Origin of the sequence: Roseobacter sp. (genome assembly GCF_039970775.1) — a bacterium.
GTDB lineage: Bacteria > Pseudomonadota > Alphaproteobacteria > Rhodobacterales > Rhodobacteraceae > Roseobacter.
The window spans coordinates 151,078-168,134 of sequence record NZ_JBDVLG010000063.1 but is presented as its reverse complement, the minus strand read 5'-3'; the positions used below and the strand labels follow the sequence as shown (position 1 = coordinate 168,134).

General features: G+C 56.5%; 13 protein-coding genes. 5 read left to right on the top strand and 8 right to left on the bottom strand.

Features of this window, described 5'->3' with window-relative positions; genetic code table 11:
• Positions 1-12: 12 nt before the first annotated feature.
• A complete protein-coding gene (locus tag ABJH13_RS17135) occupies positions 13-633 on the top strand; it encodes an RNA-binding protein (protein ID WP_348407429.1) in 621 nt (206 codons plus the stop codon).
• Between the two features lie 9 nt (positions 634-642).
• Complete coding sequence (gene infB, locus ABJH13_RS17130) at positions 643-3,123, top strand: translation initiation factor IF-2 (RefSeq protein WP_348407428.1); 2,481 nt, start codon at positions 643-645, stop codon at positions 3,121-3,123.
• A 77-nt stretch (positions 3,124-3,200) separates the two neighbouring features.
• Here the strand turns inward: infB and ABJH13_RS17125 are convergent, their stop codons facing one another.
• The 4 genes from ABJH13_RS17125 to ABJH13_RS17110 all read right to left on the bottom strand — a co-directional run bounded on the left by ABJH13_RS17125 (position 3,201) and on the right by ABJH13_RS17110 (position 5,965).
• Positions 3,201-3,335, bottom strand: coding sequence for a hypothetical protein (locus ABJH13_RS17125; RefSeq protein WP_348407427.1), 135 nt, complete (start codon positions 3,333-3,335; stop codon positions 3,201-3,203).
• Positions 3,336-3,464: 129 nt separating this feature from the next.
• Positions 3,465-3,863: an 8-oxo-dGTP diphosphatase MutT gene (mutT, locus tag ABJH13_RS17120; protein WP_348407528.1), complete on the bottom strand. Its 399-nt coding sequence runs from the start codon at positions 3,861-3,863 to the stop codon at positions 3,465-3,467.
• 5 nt (positions 3,864-3,868) lie between these two features.
• A complete protein-coding gene (gene argJ, locus ABJH13_RS17115; protein WP_348407426.1) occupies positions 3,869-5,095 on the bottom strand; it encodes a bifunctional glutamate N-acetyltransferase/amino-acid acetyltransferase ArgJ in 1,227 nt (408 codons plus the stop codon).
• Positions 5,096-5,101: 6 nt separating this feature from the next.
• A complete protein-coding gene (locus ABJH13_RS17110) occupies positions 5,102-5,965 on the bottom strand; it encodes a peptidylprolyl isomerase (RefSeq protein WP_348407425.1) in 864 nt (287 codons plus the stop codon).
• Positions 5,966-6,138: 173 nt separating this feature from the next.
• On the opposite strand from ABJH13_RS17110, the gene secA reads away from it, so the two are divergent.
• Positions 6,139-8,838, top strand: coding sequence for a preprotein translocase subunit SecA (gene secA, locus ABJH13_RS17105; protein WP_348407424.1), 2,700 nt, complete (start codon positions 6,139-6,141; stop codon positions 8,836-8,838).
• Between the two features lie 108 nt (positions 8,839-8,946).
• The gene (locus tag ABJH13_RS17100) at positions 8,947-10,506 is read left to right on the top strand and encodes a phosphate ABC transporter substrate-binding/OmpA family protein (protein WP_348407423.1); all 1,560 of its coding nucleotides are present in this window, start codon (positions 8,947-8,949) and stop codon (positions 10,504-10,506) included.
• A 5-nt stretch (positions 10,507-10,511) separates the two neighbouring features.
• Here the strand turns inward: ABJH13_RS17100 and radC are convergent, their stop codons facing one another.
• The 3 genes from radC to dnaK form a co-directional block, all read right to left on the bottom strand.
• Positions 10,512-11,273 (bottom strand): DNA repair protein RadC, encoded by a 762-nt coding sequence (gene radC, locus ABJH13_RS17095; RefSeq protein WP_348407422.1) that lies wholly within the window; start codon positions 11,271-11,273, stop codon positions 10,512-10,514.
• A 149-nt stretch (positions 11,274-11,422) separates the two neighbouring features.
• Complete coding sequence (gene dnaJ, locus ABJH13_RS17090) at positions 11,423-12,571, bottom strand: molecular chaperone DnaJ (protein ID WP_348407421.1); 1,149 nt, start codon at positions 12,569-12,571, stop codon at positions 11,423-11,425.
• A 77-nt stretch (positions 12,572-12,648) separates the two neighbouring features.
• Positions 12,649-14,559: a molecular chaperone DnaK gene (gene dnaK / locus ABJH13_RS17085; protein ID WP_348407420.1), complete on the bottom strand. Its 1,911-nt coding sequence runs from the start codon at positions 14,557-14,559 to the stop codon at positions 12,649-12,651.
• A gap of 211 nt (positions 14,560-14,770) precedes the next feature.
• On the opposite strand from dnaK, the gene ABJH13_RS17080 reads away from it, so the two are divergent.
• A complete protein-coding gene (locus ABJH13_RS17080) occupies positions 14,771-15,373 on the top strand; it encodes an alpha-ketoglutarate-dependent dioxygenase AlkB (RefSeq protein ID WP_348407419.1) in 603 nt (200 codons plus the stop codon).
• Positions 15,374-15,394: 21 nt separating this feature from the next.
• Here the strand turns inward: ABJH13_RS17080 and ABJH13_RS17075 are convergent, their stop codons facing one another.
• Positions 15,395-17,008 (bottom strand): EAL domain-containing protein, encoded by a 1,614-nt coding sequence (locus ABJH13_RS17075; RefSeq protein ID WP_348407418.1) that lies wholly within the window; start codon positions 17,006-17,008, stop codon positions 15,395-15,397.
• Positions 17,009-17,057: the final 49 nt, after the last annotated feature.

Genomic DNA, 17,057 nt, shown 5'->3' with positions numbered 1-17,057 from the left:
CGGGCTTACCTGATGGGACGCGGTGGCGCTCCGAAAGACCGCGGTGACGGTCCCGAACGCAAGTGCATTGCCACGGGCGAGGTGCAGCCTAAGTATGGGCTCATCCGGTTTGTTGCGGGCCCTGAAGGGCAGATTGTGCCGGATATCCTTGGCAAACTGCCCGGGCGCGGGATTTACGTGGCAGCAGATCGCGCCGCATTGACCAAAGCGGTGGATAAGCGGCTTTTTGCGCGTGGCGCCAAACGAACGGTGACCATTTCGGATGGTCTGGTGGATGAAGTTGAACAACAACTGGCGCGCCGTGTGGTTGATCTGATTTCCTTGCAACGTAAGGCTGGCAAGGCGGTCGCTGGGTACGAAAAAGTTAAGAGCTGGCTTCAGATGGAAGAAGCCGAAGTTCTGGTTCAGGCGGTTGATGGATCAGGGCGCGGCAAATCGAAACTAAGCACGCCGCACTACGGTCATTACATTGGCTGGCTGACGGCAGATGAATTGGGTTTGGCATTCGGACGCCAAACTGTGATACATGGGGCGCTCGCCTCTGGTGGACTCACGCAACGTGTTGTAGAGGAAGCCAACAGACTTAAAGGCGTGCGCGAAAACGAGGGTGGCATCGGCCACTCGAAAGGATAGACGAGCTTCATGAGCGATACTGACGGCAAAAAAACATTGGGTCTGCGTGGCGGTGGCGCGCGTCCGGGCAACGTAAAGCAAAGCTTTAGCCATGGGCGGACCAAAAACGTCGTGGTGGAGACCAAGCGCAAGCGTGTTGTGGTGCCCAAGCCGGGTGCCGGAAAAGGCGGCTCTGGGTCATCCTCTTTGGGTGATCCGTCGCGGCGGCCTGCGGGTATTTCCGACGCAGAGATGGAACGTCGGCTAAAGGCGGTTCAGGCCGCCAAGGCGCGTGAAGTCGAAGAGGCCGCGCAACGCGCCGCCGAAGAAAAAGCGCGCGCCGAAGACCGCGAGCGCCGTCGTGCCGAGATCGAAGAAAAAGAACGTGCCGAGCGTGAGCGCGAAGAAAGCCTGAAGGCCAAGGCCCAGGAAGACGCGCGCCGCAAAGAAGAAGCCGAAGCTGCTGCCAAAGCAGCGGCTGCGCCTCCTGCGGCGGAACCTGTTGTTGCGCGCCCTGCGAGTGCCAAGGCCCCCGACAATGCCCCACGCAAACAGCAAGATCGTGACCGTGACAATAACCGTCGTGGCAACAAAGGCGGCGATGACAACCGTCGTTCCGGCAAGCTGACGCTGAACCAGGCGCTGTCTGGTGGCGAAGGTGGCCGTCAGCGGTCCATGGCAGCGATGAAGCGTAAGCAAGAGCGCGCTCGTCAAAAAGCCATGGGTGGTCAGGTCGAACGTGAAAAAGTGATGCGCGACGTGCAGGTGCCCGAGGCGATCGTCGTGTCTGAGCTGGCGAACCGGATGTCTGAAAAGGTGGGCGAAGTCGTTAAGGCGTTGATGAACAACGGCATGATGGTGACGCAAAACCAGACCATCGATGCGGATACCGCCGAATTGATCGTCGAAGAATTTGGCCACAAGGTTGTGCGCGTTTCTGACGCCGACGTCGAAGATGTGATCAAAGAAGTTGAAGACGACGAAAAAGATCTGTCGTCGCGTCCACCTGTGATCACCATCATGGGCCACGTCGACCACGGTAAAACGTCGCTTTTGGATGCGATCCGGAATGCCAAGGTCGTGTCTGGCGAAGCGGGCGGGATCACCCAGCACATCGGTGCGTATCAGGTGACAACCGACGGCGGGCAGGTCCTGAGTTTCTTGGATACACCGGGCCACGCGGCGTTTACGTCGATGCGGTCGCGCGGTGCGCAAGTTACGGATATTGTCGTGCTGGTTGTGGCCGCTGATGATGCGGTGATGCCGCAGACCATCGAAGCGATCAACCACGCCAAAGCGGCCAAGGTTCCGATGATTGTGGCGATCAACAAGATTGACCGTCCGGGAGCCGACCCAACCAAAGTGCGCACCGATTTGCTGCAACACGAAGTGATCGTGGAGCAGATGTCTGGTGAAGTTCAGGACGTTGAGGTCTCTGCCATCACTGGGCAAGGTCTGGACCAACTGCTGGAAGCCATTGCGCTGCAGGCTGAAATTCTGGAACTGAAAGCCAATTCTGACCGTGCTGCGGTTGGTGCGGTGATCGAGGCGCAGTTGGATGTGGGCCGCGGCCCCGTCGCGACCGTTCTGGTTCAAAACGGGACGTTGCGCCAAGGCGATATCTTTGTTGTCGGCGAGCAGTACGGTAAGGTTCGTGCGCTGATCAACGACAAAGGCGAGCGCGTGAAAGAAGCCGGGCCATCCGTACCTGTTGAGGTGCTGGGTCTGAACGGCACACCCGAAGCGGGCGATGTTTTGAACGTGACCGGAACCGAAGCACAGGCCCGCGAGATCGCGGAATACCGTGCGAATGCTGCGAAAGACAAACGCGCAGCGGCCGGTGCGGCCACGACGCTGGAACAGTTGATGGCGAATGCCAAGGCGGATGAAAACGTGTCGGAACTGCCGATCTTGGTCAAAGCGGACGTGCAAGGGTCTGCCGAAGCGATCGTTCAGGCGATGGAGAAAATCGGCAACGATGAGGTCCGGGTGCGGGTTTTGCATTCTGGCGTTGGCGCGATCACCGAAACAGACGTGGGTCTGGCCGAAGCCTCTGGCGCGCCGATCATGGGCTTTAACGTCCGGGCGAATGCCTCGGCACGGAACACCGCCAACCAAAAGAGCGTGGAGATCCGGTATTATTCGGTGATCTACGACCTTGTGGATGACGTGAAAGCCGCAGCCTCTGGCCTGCTCAGCGCAGAAATCCGCGAGAACTTTATCGGTTACGCGAACATCAAAGAGGTGTTCAAGGTGACAGGCGTCGGCAAAGTTGCCGGTTGTTTGGTGACCGAAGGCGTCGCGCGCCGGTCTGCGGGCGTGCGGTTGCTGCGGGATAACGTTGTGATCCACGAGGGCACGTTGAAAACGCTCAAGCGGTTCAAGGACGAAGTCGCCGAGGTTCAGTCGGGTCAAGAATGCGGTATGGCATTTGAGAACTACGATGATATCCGCGCCGATGACGTCATCGAGATTTTCGAACGCGAAGAAATCACACGTACGCTCAGCTGATATTGAGCGTACGCGACAAAAAAAGGGGCGCGGCAAAACTGCCGGGCCCCTTTTCCTTGTGACTTAAAAGTGCTTGCTTAGGCGACCTTGGTGACGGGTGCGCCCGTATAGCTTGTGTCATCTACCTTAACGACAATCCGCCCATCGGGCAGAGCCCTGACGTAAAGTCCTTGAATAGACACAGCACTGCCTAGTGTGATCGTGCGTAACATTGTCGGTCTCCTCCCCAGGATCATGACTAATTTTAGGTTATCGAGAACTGGTTAAAAAACCATAAATAAATTTGATTACTCTACCTATAGGCGAAAAACCGCAGGCTAACTCGTTATAGGTAATAATACCTATAACCAATCACGCAAGACCGAAATCAATGGGATGTCTGCCTTTGGCATGGGGTAATCTTTCAATGCCGCCGGTTTTACCCATTTAAGTTGTTGGTTTTCCTTGGGAATTGGAGTGCCTTCCCATTTTCGACAGGCAAACAGAGGCATCAACAAATGAAAGTTATCATAGCTGTGGCTCGCAAAGGTTAGTGGCGCGAGACAGGATTGCCACGTGTTGATGCCCAGCTCTTCTTGCAGTTCGCGCACCAATGCCGCTTCGGGCGTTTCACCCGGTTCAATTTTGCCACCCGGAAATTCCCACAACCCGGCCATGGATTTGCCCTCGGGGCGTTGCGCCAATAGGACCCGTCCGTCGACGTCAATCAGGGCAACCGCAGACACCAAAACCAGTTTCATGTCGGTCATGATCGATAATCGGCGTTGATATCAATGTAGCCGTGGGTCAAATCGCAGGTCCACACGGTCGCGGCCCCATTGCCTAGCCCGATATCGACCCCAATAGACAGCGTCTGGCCTTTCATATGGGCGGCTGCTTTTGCTTCGTCGTAGCCCGCGCTGACCCATCCTTTTTCCGCAACCAACACGTCGCCAAACCGAATGGATAGCAGATCGCGGTCGGCGGCGGCGCCGGATTTACCAATGGCCATTACGACACGACCCCAGTTGGGGTCTTCGCCCGCTATCGCTGTTTTGACCAACGGCGAATTGGCCACCGATAACGCATGTATCTTGGCGTCTGCGTCGGATGCCGCACCCGTCACGTTGATCTCGACGAACTTTGTGGCCCCTTCGCCATCGCGCACCACCAGATGCGCGAGCGTTTGCATAACGTCGTGCACCGCTTGCGAGAACGCAGCATCATCGCTGACATCGATCCCTGACGCGCCGGTCGCCGCCATTAGCAGGGTGTCGGACGTAGAGGTATCACTGTCGACTGTGATGCAGTTGAACGTCTTGGCGTTATGCCGCGCGACCAATTCTTGCAGCTGCGGTTGGCTGATCACCGCGTCGGTGAAAATGTAGACAAGCATCGTCGCCATATCGGGTGCGATCATGCCTGACCCTTTGGCGATCCCGGCGATGGTGACCGGCCCGTCTTTGGTCTGTACGGTCACGCCCGCGCCCTTGGCGAAGGTGTCGGTTGTCATGATGGCCTGCGCCGCGGCTTGGATGCCGTCAGGGGTTGTGGTCGCTGATAACGTATCCAGATGGCTGGTGATTTTCTCGAACGGCAGCGGCTCTCCGATGACCCCGGTAGACGAGGTGAAAACCCGTTCTTGGGGAATGTCGCAGGCCTTGGCGGTCGCGTGCGCGATGGCGTCCACGGCGTCCACGCCATTGCGCCCAGTGAACGCGTTGGAATTGCCGGAATTCACCAAAAACGCCGCGCCATCCTGGGGGGTCACCCCCAGTTTTGCCTGACAATCCAGAACCGGGGCGGACCGTGTGGCCGATGTTGTAAAGACCCCGGCGATTGTGGTGCCGGGGATCAGTTTCGCCAACATCACATCGTCGCGGCCTTGGTACCGAACCCCCGCCGCAACAGTCGAAAACGCGACACCATCCACAATAGGTAGATCGGGAAAGGAACCTGGCGCCAAAGGTGACACCGCAGTGATCGAAGCCATAGTGGTTTAGTCCAACAGTTCGGTTTGTTGCAATATCGCGGGGTCGATCTCTACGTCAGCGCGAATTTTAACATCGGCGGCGTCGGTGGATGCAGCAATGGCCTCCTGCGCGGCCATCTGTCTGATTTCCGCGGCTAAATCTTCGCGCACATCTTCGAGCGTTGGGATGTTGGCCTGACGCTTTTCGTTCAGCTTGATGATATGCCAACCAAATTGGGTCTGGATGGGCGCAGACACCTCACCGGTCGTTAATGCTTTTGTGGCCGTCTCGAATTCAGGGACCATCATGCCGATGCCAAACCACCCAAGTTGGCCACCGTTGGGCCCGGACGGACCGGTCGAAAACTCGCGCGCAGTCGCACCAAAATCCGCGCCCCCGTCGATGCCTTCTTTGACGGCCAGCGCTTCTTCTTGGGTTTCGACCAGAATATGGGACGCGTTGAATTCCTCTTCGGGGTCGATGTCGCCGAATTGGCGATCATACAAGGCTTGCAGGGCCTCTTCGGAAACGGCGGTTTCTAGAATGGCCTCAATGGCTTCGCGGGCCATCAATGACCGTTCTTCGTTTTCTAACGCCTTGGTGATACGCAGGGGCGCACCGCCCTCAAATGTCTGTGCCAGCGCGCTTTGCTGCACCAATTGCTCAAGGATACCATTATAAAGCGCCGCTGAATCCAGCTGTTGATATTCGGGCGGCAGGCCGGCCCGGGCCGCGATCATGTGCCCCAACGTGATTTCTTGCCCGTTTACCGTGGCGACAACCGTTTCTGCCGTTGTTTCTTCTGCGGCGGCCGGATCTTGCGCAAAGGATGCGGTGGCAAGGCAGATCAAAAGCGTTGCAGGCGCCAGAATTCTGAGGTGTTTCTGCATGGATTCGTCCTAGGGTTGCGCCGCGAGGGTCCGCGACATTGACACGGTTTAGCGTGACCCTTACATCGCCCTATGGGCGCGGCCAGAGTGTTGCGTTCCCTTTCTATTTATGGGCTGTGTCGCAGACGAGCAAGCACATCAGCGCCAATACTTGAACATCGGCTGGAGAACGCATGCTGGGCATCGGTACACTCGCAAAAAAGGTCTTTGGGACACCCAATGATCGCAAAGTCAAAGCGATCCGGCCTCTCATTGACAAAATCAATGCGCTGGAGCCCGAGTTCGAGCCGCTGAGCGATGATGGGATCAAAGACAAAACACAAGCGCTGCGTCAGCGCGCGCTGGATGGTGAAAGCCTGGATAGCCTGCTGCCCGAAGCCTTTGCTAACTGTCGTGAAGCGGCCCGGCGGGCCTTGGGCTTGCGCGCCTTTGACACCCAGCTGACAGGCGCGATTTTCCTGCATCAGGGTAATATTGCTGAGCAAAAGACCGGCGAGGGCAAGACCCTGACCGCGACCTTTGCGGCCTATCTTAATGCACTCACCGGCAAGGGCGTGCATATCGTTACGGTAAACGAATATCTCGCCAAACGCGATGCGGCGTGGATGGCGCAAGTGTTCGCCGCGCTTGGTTTGACCACCGGCGTTGCCCATGCGGATATGCCCGAAGAGGCCAAGCGTGACGCCTATGCCTGCGACATCACCTATGCCACCAACAACGAGCTTGGGTTCGATTATTTGCGCGATAACATGAAATCTGAGCTGGATCAGATCTTCCAGAAACATCACAATTTCGCGATTGTCGATGAGGTGGATTCGATCTTGATCGACGAGGCGCGGACGCCTTTGATTATCTCGGGCCCCGCGCAGGACCGGTCGGATATGTACAAGGTCATTGACGCGGTTATCCCCGAGCTTGACGACACGCATTTTGATCTCGACGAGAAAACCCGCAACGTGACGTTCACCGATGACGGCAACGAGTTTCTTGAAAACCTGCTGCGGTCGCGTGACTTGCTCGAAGACGATCAGACGCTTTACGACCCCGAAAGCACAACAATCGTACACCACGTCAACCAAGGCCTGCGCGCACACAAGCTGTTTCAACGCGACAAAGATTACATCGTGCGCGACGACGAGGTTGTGCTGATCGATGAATTCACCGGTCGGATGATGTCGGGACGCCGTTTGTCGGATGGCTTGCACCAAGCGATCGAAGCCAAAGAAAATGTAGGGATCAAACCTGAAAACGTCACGTTGGCCTCTGTCACGTTCCAGAACTATTTCCGGCTCTATGGCAAACTGGCAGGAATGACCGGCACGGCGTTGACCGAAGCCGAAGAATTTGCCGAAATCTACGGGTTGGGGGTGGTCGAAATACCGACCAACAAACCCATCGCGCGGGTCGATGACGACGATCAGGTGTACCGCACCGTACGCGAAAAATACAGCGCGATGCTGGAGCAGATCCAAAAGAGCAACGCCAAAGGGCAGCCTGCGTTGGTCGGCACCACGTCGATTGAAAAATCCGAAGTGCTGAGCCAGATGTTGACCGATGCAGGCATCAAGCACAGCGTTTTGAACGCCCGCCAACACGAGCAAGAAGCGCAGATCGTGGCTGATGCTGGTAAGCTGGGCGCGGTGACGATTGCCACTAACATGGCTGGTCGCGGTACTGATATTCAGTTGGGCGGCAACGTTGATATGCAGGTGATGGACGCGCTGGCCGCGGATCCGGACGCCGACCCAGAAGCGATCCGCGCCAAGGTCGAAGCCCGGCACGCCGACGAAAAGGCGCAGGTGCTAGAGGCCGGTGGTCTGTATGTTTTGGCCTCTGAACGGCATGAAAGTCGCCGCATCGACAACCAGCTGCGCGGCCGGTCGGGCCGCCAAGGTGACCCAGGGCGGTCGTCGTTTTATCTGAGCCTCGAAGACGATCTGATGCGGATCTTCGGGTCTGAGCGGTTGGAAAAAGTGCTGACGAAACTGGGCCTAAAAGAAGGCGAGGCAATTGTGCACCCTTGGGTGAACAAATCGCTGGAACGTGCGCAGGCCAAGGTCGAAGGGCGCAACTTTGACATCCGGAAACAGTTGTTGAAATTCGACGATGTGATGAACGAGCAGCGCAAAGTGGTCTTTACCCAGCGCCGCGATATCATGGAGGCGGCGGATCTTAACGAGATCACCACCGATATGCGCCATCAGGTCATAGACGACATGATCGACCAGTATCTGCCGCCCAACACCTACGCCGATCAGTGGGATTCAGATGGGCTTTATGCGGCCGTCAAAGAGCAGCTTAGCATTGATGCGCCTGTTGCGGGTTGGGTCGAAGAAGAAGGTGTAGATGACGAAGCCATCCGTGACCGGTTGGTTGCGGCCAGCGATACGTTTATGGCGGATAAGGCGGCGCAATTTGGCTCTGACAACATGCGCAACATCGAAAAACAGCTGTTGTTGCAGGTGATCGATGCCAAATGGCGTGAACATTTGTTGACGCTGGAACACCTGCGGTCTGTCGTTGGGTTCCGGGGGTATGCGCAACGTGATCCGCTGAACGAATATAAAAACGAATCATTTCAGTTGTTTGAAAGTATGCTGGATGGCCTGCGGTCTGACGTGACGCAAAAACTGTCGCAGATCCGTCCGCTGTCCGAAGACGAACAACGCGAGATGTTGGATCAGATCCGCGCGCAGCAAGCGACCCAAATGGCGGCTGCGGCTGGTGCCGTGACGGTAGCGGCCGAAGCAGGCGAAGCCGCACCGGGGTTTGTGGAAGACGACCCAACGACATGGGGTAATCCGGGTCGGAATGACCTTTGCCCTTGCGGGTCTGGTAAGAAATTCAAACATTGCCACGGGCGCCTTACATAACGGCTCCAGTGCGGTGATTTGTGCCGGTGTCGATATTCTGCGGTTGTATAATCTGCTGTAACAGCAGAGAATTCTGTCAGATTTTGACGATAGCGGGGCGTCTTGCACATGAAACTGCGACGTGCGGCGGTCTTCGCGGCACTTATGTTATCGCTGGTCGCACAGCCAATTGCGGCACAGGATGTGACCCTGACATCACGTGATGGCAACATCGCGCTGACGGGCACGTTGCTTGGGTTTGACGGCGAATTTTACCGGATCGATACGGTGTATGGCGAACTGACGTTGGATGGGTCAGGTGTGCTGTGCGACGGGCCTGCGTGCCCGAACCTGCAAGACTATGTGGCCGAATTGAATATTTCTGGGTCGGCGACGATGGGGGCGGTGATGATGCCCGCTTTGGTCGAGGCTTTTGCCCTGCGGAATGGGTATAACGCGCTGCGGCTGACGCTTGATAAGACGCATTTTAGCTATCGTTTGGTCGATGAAAACACCAACAAAGACGCCGCGATCTTTTCGTTTCGGGTGACAAATACCGACGAAGGGTTCGCAGACCTTTTGGCCAATGAAGCCGATATCGTGATGGCCTTGCGTGAAATCCGCCCGGATGAACAGCTGCTGGCACAAGACGCTGGCCTTGGCGACCTTGCGGACGGCAAACGCAGCCGTGTCATTGCGTTGGATGGCTTGGTGCCGATCGTCGCGCCGCGCAATCCGGTGCGGGACATATCGCCGCTGGATCTGGCGCGGGTCTATGCGGGGCAGATCACAAATTGGTCTGACCTTGGGGGGCCTGATGCGCCGATTGCGCTGCATGCACCGGCACGGCAAACCGGGCTGGCTCAGGCGATTGAAGATATGATCATCCGCCCGACGGGGTTGGACATGTCTGGCGATATCACGCGCCATACGCGCGGTATTTCGGTGTCTGAACAGGTCGCCGCAGACAGCTTTGCCCTGGGGTTGGTCAGCTTTGCCGAAGTAGGTCGGGCGCAGCCATTGGCGTTGACAGGTCCTTGCGGCCGGACATTGCACGCGACACGGCGGACCGTCAAAACCGAAGATTACCCATTAACGGCGCCGATGTTTTTGTATCTGCCTGCACGGCGTTTGCCGAAAATAGCACGCGAATTTCTGGCGTATACCCGTGGGCCCGCGGCGCAGATTGTTATCCGACGGGCCGGTTTTGTCGATCAGGCGTTGGAAGAAGTGCCCATCGACGCACAAGGAAATCGGTTTTCCAACGCGATTGGTGCAGCGGGTCAGGGCGTGTCTTTGCGTGAATTGCAGCGCATGGTGCGGACCTTATCCCCAATGAAACGATTGACGGTTTCATTCCGGTTTGAGCCGGGCTCTGTCAGGCTGGATGCACAGTCGCGGTCAAACATACAGCAACTGGCGCGGGCCTTAGAACAAGGTCGCTACGACGCGCGCGAGGTGGTGTTTGTTGGGTTCAGCGATGCCGAGGGCCCGGCTGCAACAAACAAAAGCATCGCGTTGAAGCGCGCAGAGGCCGTGCGCCGTGCGGTTATCGAAATGGCTGAAACTGCCGATATTGACCGCGTCACATTGGCTGTTGATGGTTTCGGAGAGGCCATGCCGATGGCGTGTGACAACAGCAGCTGGGGTCGTAAAACCAACCGGCGTGTCGAGGTTTGGGTCCGGTAACCGGCTTATAAATAGCCGTCGCCACGGAAGCTGAGCTCTTGCGACTTTCCGATGATCAGGTGGTCGTGTAAAACAAGGCCAAGCGCCTGACAGGCGTTGTTAATCTGGTCTGTCATCGCAATATCGGCTTGCGATGGTGTCGGATCGCCCGAGGGGTGGTTGTGCACCAAAATAAGCGCGCTGGCGTTCAATTCCAACGCGCGCTTTGCGACCTCTCGGGGGTAGACAGGCACGTGATCAACGGTGCCCTTTGCCTGTTCCTCATCCGCGATGACAACGTTTTTGCGGTCAAGGTAAAGCACACGAAACTGTTCTGTCTCGCGGTGGGCCATTGTGGTGTGGCAATAATCCAGCAGCGCGTCCCAGCTGCTGACGACATTCTGCTGGATGATGCGCGCCCGCGCCATGCGATGGGCCGACGCCTCTACCAACTTCAATTCTGTGACAACCGCATCACCGACACCTGAAATACTGCGCAAACGTTCAATGGGTGCGGTCAAGACGCGGTTGAAATCACCGAAACGATCCATCAGGCGCCGGGCCAACGGTTTGACATCGCGCCGGGGGATCGCCCTGAACAACACAAGTTCCAGTAATTCGTAATCGGGCATCGGGTCCGCACCACCCTGCATAAAGCGCGCGCGCAACCGTTTGCGGTGGTCCAGAAGGTAGGACGGCACCTTCCCCGCCGGAAGCGGTACCGGCTCAGCTTCGTCCAAAAGAAGCGGCAATGTGCTTTCGGCAAAGGTATTGGGCTCATGTGTCATGCGTCAACCTTGCGAAATCATGGTTTCGGTTTGGTTAACCAAGGCGCAAAACAGCACCATATACATCGAAAAAAGCCCACCCAACCTGAAATTACGCAGGTGAGGTGGGGAATGAAATAACCGATGGGGTGGCCGTATAAAGGGGGGTATTACCCTTTCATACTGTCCCAAAAGCTCTTGACCGACGAAAAGAAGCTCGATGTTTCGGGGTTGTTGTTTTCCGAAAGGTCTTCGAACTCTGCCAGCAGTTCTTTTTGCCGTGCGGTGAGGTTCACAGGTGTCTCGACGGCCAGTTCGATGAACATATCGCCCGATCCGCCGCCACGTAGCGCCGGCATTCCCTTGCCACGCAACCGCATCTGACGTCCCGACTGGCTGCCAGATGGGATTTGCACACGCCCACGGCCGCCGTCGATGGTGGGCACTTCGATCGACCCCCCAAGCGCCGCTTTGGCCATGGATACGGGCACGCGACAAAACAGATTGCCACCCTCACGCGAGAACAGCTGATGTTCGGCTACATCAATGAAAATATACAGGTCACCGGTTGGCCCGCCACGCATGCCGGCCTCGCCTTCGCCTGACAGACGAATACGCGTGCCTGTCTCTACCCCGGCTGGGATATTAACGCTTAGCGCGCGATCTTTTTCGACCCGGCCCGCGCCTTTGCAGACATGGCATGGATTTTTGATGATTTGCCCAAGGCCAGAACAGGTTGGGCAGGTGCGTTCAACGGTAAAGAACCCCTGTTGCGCCCGGACCTTGCCCATGCCGGAACACGTGGGGCAGGTGGTTGGTTCTGCGCCGCCTTCTGCGCCGGACCCGTTGCAATTGTCGCAGCTTACAGACGTGGGAACGTTGATCGTCTTTTGCAGGCCGCTAAAGGCGTCTTCCAATGTGACGCGCAGGTTATAGCGTAGGTCTGACCCGCGTGATGCGCGCCGCCCTCCGCCGCCACCGCCGCGTTGGCCACCCATGAAGTCGCCAAACAAATCATCGAACACGTCCGAAAAGGCCGACCCGAAATCACCCTGACCACCACCGGGGCGGCCACCACCGCCACCCATGCCACCTTCGAATGCCGCATGACCATAGCGGTCATAGGCGGCTTTCTTGTCGGCGCTTTTCAGGACTTCGTAGGCCTCGTTGGCCTCTTTGAACTGTGATTCGGCCTCGGGGTTGTCTGCATTTCGGTCGGGATGAAGCTCTTTGGCTTTGGTTCGGTAGCCCTTTTTGATCTCATCCGCAGAGGCGCTTTTGGCGACGCCAAGCACTTCATAATAGTCGCGTTTTGCCATGAGGTAAGTCCTCTCGCTGGAACGTGACAGGCCGACCCTGAGGTCGGCCTATGCAATAGTTCCCGGTTACGCTTCGCTTACGCGCGCTTGTCGTCGTCGAGATCTTCGAACTCGGCATCGACGATGTCATCGTCGCCGCCCTGTGGTTCGTCAGCAGCGGCCGCCATGTCTTCGCCATCCGCTTGCGCGGCCTTGTAAATGGCCTCGCCCAACTTCATCGCGGCTTCGGTGACGTTCTGAATGCCCGATTTGATCTTCTCGGCGTTCTCTGTTTCCAACTCGTCCTTAAGCGCGGCAATCGCCAACTCAATCGCTTCGACGGTGGTCGGATCAACCTTGTCGGCATGCTCTTCCATCGACTTTTCTGTCGAATGGATGAGGCTTTCCGCCTGGTTGGTCGCCTCGATCAGCTCGCGGCGCTCTTTGTCCGCCTCGGCGTTTTCTTCGGCGTCTTTGACCATCTTGTCGATGTCCGCATCCGACAACCCGCCAGAAGCCTGAATGGTGATCTTCTGTTCTTTCATGGTGCCTTTATCAAGCGCGCCAACCGACACGATACCGTTGGCATCAATGTCAAAGGTCACTTCGATCTGCGGCATACCACGTGGCGCGGGCGGGATGTTTTCGAGGTTGAACGCCCCGAGGATTTTGTTGTCCGCGGCCATCTCACGTTCACCTTGGAACACCCGGATCGTCACAGCGTTCTGGTTGTCTTCTGCGGTCGAGAAGATCTGCGACTTCTTCGTTGGGATGGTGGTGTTGCGATCGATCAAGCGGGTGAAAACGCCGCCCAATGTTTCGATGCCCAAGGACAATGGCGTGACGTCCAACAACACAACGTCTTTGACGTCGCCCTGCAAAACACCGGCTTGGATCGCGGCGCCCATGGCCACCACTTCGTCTGGGTTCACGCCCTTGTGCGGCTCTTTGCCAAAGAACTTGGTCACTTCTTCGACCACTTTTGGCATGCGGGTCATACCACCAACCAACACAACCTCGTCGATATCGGATGGGGACAGGCCTGCATCTTTCAACGCTGCTTGGCACGGCTTGATCGAGTTTTTGATCAGATCGTTGACCAGGCTTTCCAGCTTGGAGCGCGTCAGTTTCATAACCATGTGCAGCGGCTGACCGTTGGCACCCATCGAAATGAACGGCTGGTTAATTTCTGTCTGGCTGGCGCTCGACAGTTCGATCTTGGCTTTTTCCGCGGCTTCTTTCAGACGCTGCAGGGCCATTTTGTCTTGTGTCAGATCAACCTGGTGTTCTTTTTTGAACTGATCCGCAAGGTAGTTCACGATGCGCATGTCAAAGTCTTCACCGCCCAGGAACGTATCCCCGTTGGTGGATTTAACTTCAAACAAACCGTCGTCGATTTCCAGAATGGTCACATCGAACGTCCCGCCACCAAGGTCATAGACCGCGATGGTTTGCGTTTGTTCTTTGTCCAAACCGTAGGCCAACGCCGCCGCTGTCGGCTCGTTGATGATGCGCAAAACTTCGAGACCGGCGATCTTGCCGGCGTCTTTGGTCGCCTGACGCTGGGCGTCGTTGAAATATGCAGGCACGGTGATCACGGCTTGGGTGACGTCTTCGCCCAAATAGCTCTCGGCGGTTTCTTTCATCTTGCCCAAGATGAACGCAGAAATCTGGCTGGGCGAATACTTTTCGCCGCGCGCCTCGACCCATGCGTCGCCGTTGCCGCCGTCGATCACATTGAACGGCATGTTTTTCTTGTCTTTGGCCAGGTCCGCATCGTCATTGCGACGACCGATCAGACGCTTGACACCAAAAACGGTGTTTTCAGGGTTGGTGACGGCTTGCCGTTTCGCGGGCTGACCCACGAGGCGCTCGTCTTCGGTGAAAGCAACGATAGACGGGGTCGTCCGCGCGCCTTCGGAGTTTTCAATTACACGGGGTTGGCTGCCATCCATGATGGAAATACAGCTGTTCGTGGTTCCAAGGTCGATACCAATCACTTTGGCCATTTTTAGATCCCTCTATATTAAGGCGATGACGCGGAACGAACGACCCTTTATGGCGCCGTTGTCCCGATCTGGATAACACATGAAGCGGGTCGCTTCATGCGGTTCGCAGCGTATATAAGGAGGGGCTCGGGGCGCTGCAACCTTTTGGAACGCGCACGATCCGAATTCTTGTGGTGAATTTAGGGTATTTTTCCAGAAAGGCAGGGCGCGCATGGCGCATCTTAGGGTTGCGGGCTTTGATGTACATAAATCTTATTTGGATTTGGCGGCGCAGAAATCGCTGTTGGATGTTGTGCGCGGGCTGGTCACAAAAGCGCCGCTGATGGCGCTGACCACGCCGGGGGGCAAAAAAATGTCCGTCCGCATGACGGCGGCCGGGCGATATGGGTGGATCACAGACCAACAGGGATATCGGTATGATCCGATGCATCCGAATGGCACGCCGTGGCCTGAAATCCCCGAGGACATTTTGCGCATCTGGAATGAACTTACCGGGTATGACCGCGAACCTGATTGTTGTTTGATCAACTTTTATGGGGAAGGCGCGCGCATGGGATTGCATCAAGACAAAGATGAAAAGAGCTTTGATTGGCCCGTTGTTTCGGTGTCGCTTGGTGATGAAGGTCTGTTTCGCATGGGGGGAGTTGCGCGCGGCGGCAAAACCCAGTCGATTTGGGTGCAATCTGGCGATGTGGTGGTGATGGATGGCGCTGCCCGGCTTGCCCATCACGGTGTGGACCGTATTCGGTTTGGGTCTAGCACGTTGCTGCCCAAAGGCGGGCGGATCAACCTGACGCTGCGAGTTGTCAGTTGAGTGGTGCCTCGCGACCCGTTACTAGCGGCGGGTCTTGCAATCAATGGTCGGGATGTCAGGCGTTTGGGTGGTGGATCTATGCAGATCGCTCCATTTTGTTTCGAGCAGCCATGGAATGTCTCTGGCGGGGACGGCTTTGTCGAAGAGAAACCCTTGACCCAAAACGCAATTCAGAGACCGCACAAATTGCAGGTCCTGTATCGTCTCAATCCCTTCGGCAGTGACATCCAGATCTAGACCCCGCGCCAATGACATGATCCCGGTGACAATTTTCTGGTTCTGCGGCTGCCTTGTTATATCAGTGATGAAACTATGGTCGATTTTGATGCGGTCAAAAGGCAATTGTCTGAGACTGGCGAGGCTAGAATACCCAGTTCCAAAGTCATCTAAGGCGACGGAAATGCCTATGGCCTTTAGCGCCTCAAGCTTTTCTCGCGCGGTTTGGAAATCTCGTATGACCGAACTTTCGGTGATTTCGATGGTCAGCCGCCGGGGGTCGAAATTTTTAGCGTCCAATATGTCTTTGATGTTGTCCACCAGAGACGGATCATGAAACTGCAAGGCGGAGACGTTGATGGATAGAGATAGATCATCTTCCCATTCGCTTGCCGCTAGGCAGGCCTGTTTAAGAAGGTTGTGCCCCAAGGCCGAGATTTGACCGCTGTCTTCGGCGATTTCGATGAAAACGCCCGGAGAAATAAACCCCCTGTCAGGGTGGTACCATCGGGCGAGAACTTCAAAACCGGTGACGCGGTTGTTTACCATGTCGACAATGGGCTGAAACCAGGGTTCGATTTTATCGTTCCGTATCGCGTCTCTGAGATCACTTTCAATTTGGGCACGATTTAGCGAGGCGCGATCAAGCTCTGCGTCATACCACGCAAACCGTGCACGCCCCTGATCCTTTGCTGCGGCCAACGCTTTATCTACCCGGCCGAGAGCCTGCGATGGGGTTATATCGGGGGTCCAATTGACGAGGCCCACGCTGAAACTGACGTAGAGCCGGTGGGATTGAAAAACGAAGGGTTGTTCCATTGCGTGCAGCAAGCGACGGGCAATCCGTTCGACGCTCAACGCCGTGTGGCCTGAGTGAAATATGATCGCAAATTCGTCGCCGCCAAGACGTGCGAGGGTGTTTTTGCCGCCAACCATCCCATCCAGACGGGCCGCGACGCCTTGGAGCACCGAATCGCCAACCGAATGGCCTTGGTGCGTATTGATTGGTTTAAAACGATCTAGGTCGATCATGGCGATAAACCGGTCGTGGGTTTGGGGTTTGGCCACAAAACGTTCTAATGTCTGGGCAAACGCGCGCCTGTTAACCAGTCCGGTCAACGAATCGTGCCGTGCGTTGCGTTCGGCGCGGTGGTGCTCGTGCTCGCGCTCTCGCATCACATTGCGTAGCTGCCGTGACTTATGGACCAGAGATAACACAAGTGCGATGGACAGGGTGACGATCAAAACACCGATTTCGTGGCGATCCCATTCATCGTGGGCTCGGAAGTAGGCATAAAACGATTCGGCTAGGTTCAACGGGGCGATGAGCCGCCATGCGACAACCGCAGACAGAAAGAAAACGACGTGCGCATTCAAGACATACGCGCGCCATATGTGTTGCTTTTCTGAAGCGATCATCTCTTTTTTCCGCCAATCGAACTGGGGATAACATCTACCATTTTTAAGG

Excerpts from the sequence above, each read along its gene's own strand:
- ABJH13_RS17135 (WP_348407429.1), top strand. The coding sequence starts at position 13 with ATGGGACGCGGTGGCGCTCCGAAAGACCGCGGTGACGGTCCCGAACGC.
- infB (WP_348407428.1), top strand. The coding sequence starts at position 643 with ATGAGCGATACTGACGGCAAAAAAACATTGGGTCTGCGTGGCGGTGGC.
- ABJH13_RS17125 (WP_348407427.1), bottom strand. The coding sequence starts at position 3,335 with ATGTTACGCACGATCACACTAGGCAGTGCTGTGTCTATTCAAGGACTT.
- mutT (WP_348407528.1), bottom strand. The coding sequence starts at position 3,863 with ATGAAACTGGTTTTGGTGTCTGCGGTTGCCCTGATTGACGTCGACGGA.
- argJ (WP_348407426.1), bottom strand. The coding sequence starts at position 5,095 with ATGGCTTCGATCACTGCGGTGTCACCTTTGGCGCCAGGTTCCTTTCCC.
- ABJH13_RS17110 (WP_348407425.1), bottom strand. The coding sequence starts at position 5,965 with ATGCAGAAACACCTCAGAATTCTGGCGCCTGCAACGCTTTTGATCTGC.
- secA (WP_348407424.1), top strand. The coding sequence starts at position 6,139 with ATGCTGGGCATCGGTACACTCGCAAAAAAGGTCTTTGGGACACCCAAT.
- ABJH13_RS17100 (WP_348407423.1), top strand. The coding sequence starts at position 8,947 with ATGAAACTGCGACGTGCGGCGGTCTTCGCGGCACTTATGTTATCGCTG.
- radC (WP_348407422.1), bottom strand. The coding sequence starts at position 11,273 with ATGACACATGAGCCCAATACCTTTGCCGAAAGCACATTGCCGCTTCTT.
- dnaJ (WP_348407421.1), bottom strand. The coding sequence starts at position 12,571 with ATGGCAAAACGCGACTATTATGAAGTGCTTGGCGTCGCCAAAAGCGCC.
- dnaK (WP_348407420.1), bottom strand. The coding sequence starts at position 14,559 with ATGGCCAAAGTGATTGGTATCGACCTTGGAACCACGAACAGCTGTATT.
- ABJH13_RS17080 (WP_348407419.1), top strand. The coding sequence starts at position 14,771 with ATGGCGCATCTTAGGGTTGCGGGCTTTGATGTACATAAATCTTATTTG.
- ABJH13_RS17075 (WP_348407418.1), bottom strand. The coding sequence starts at position 17,008 with ATGATCGCTTCAGAAAAGCAACACATATGGCGCGCGTATGTCTTGAAT.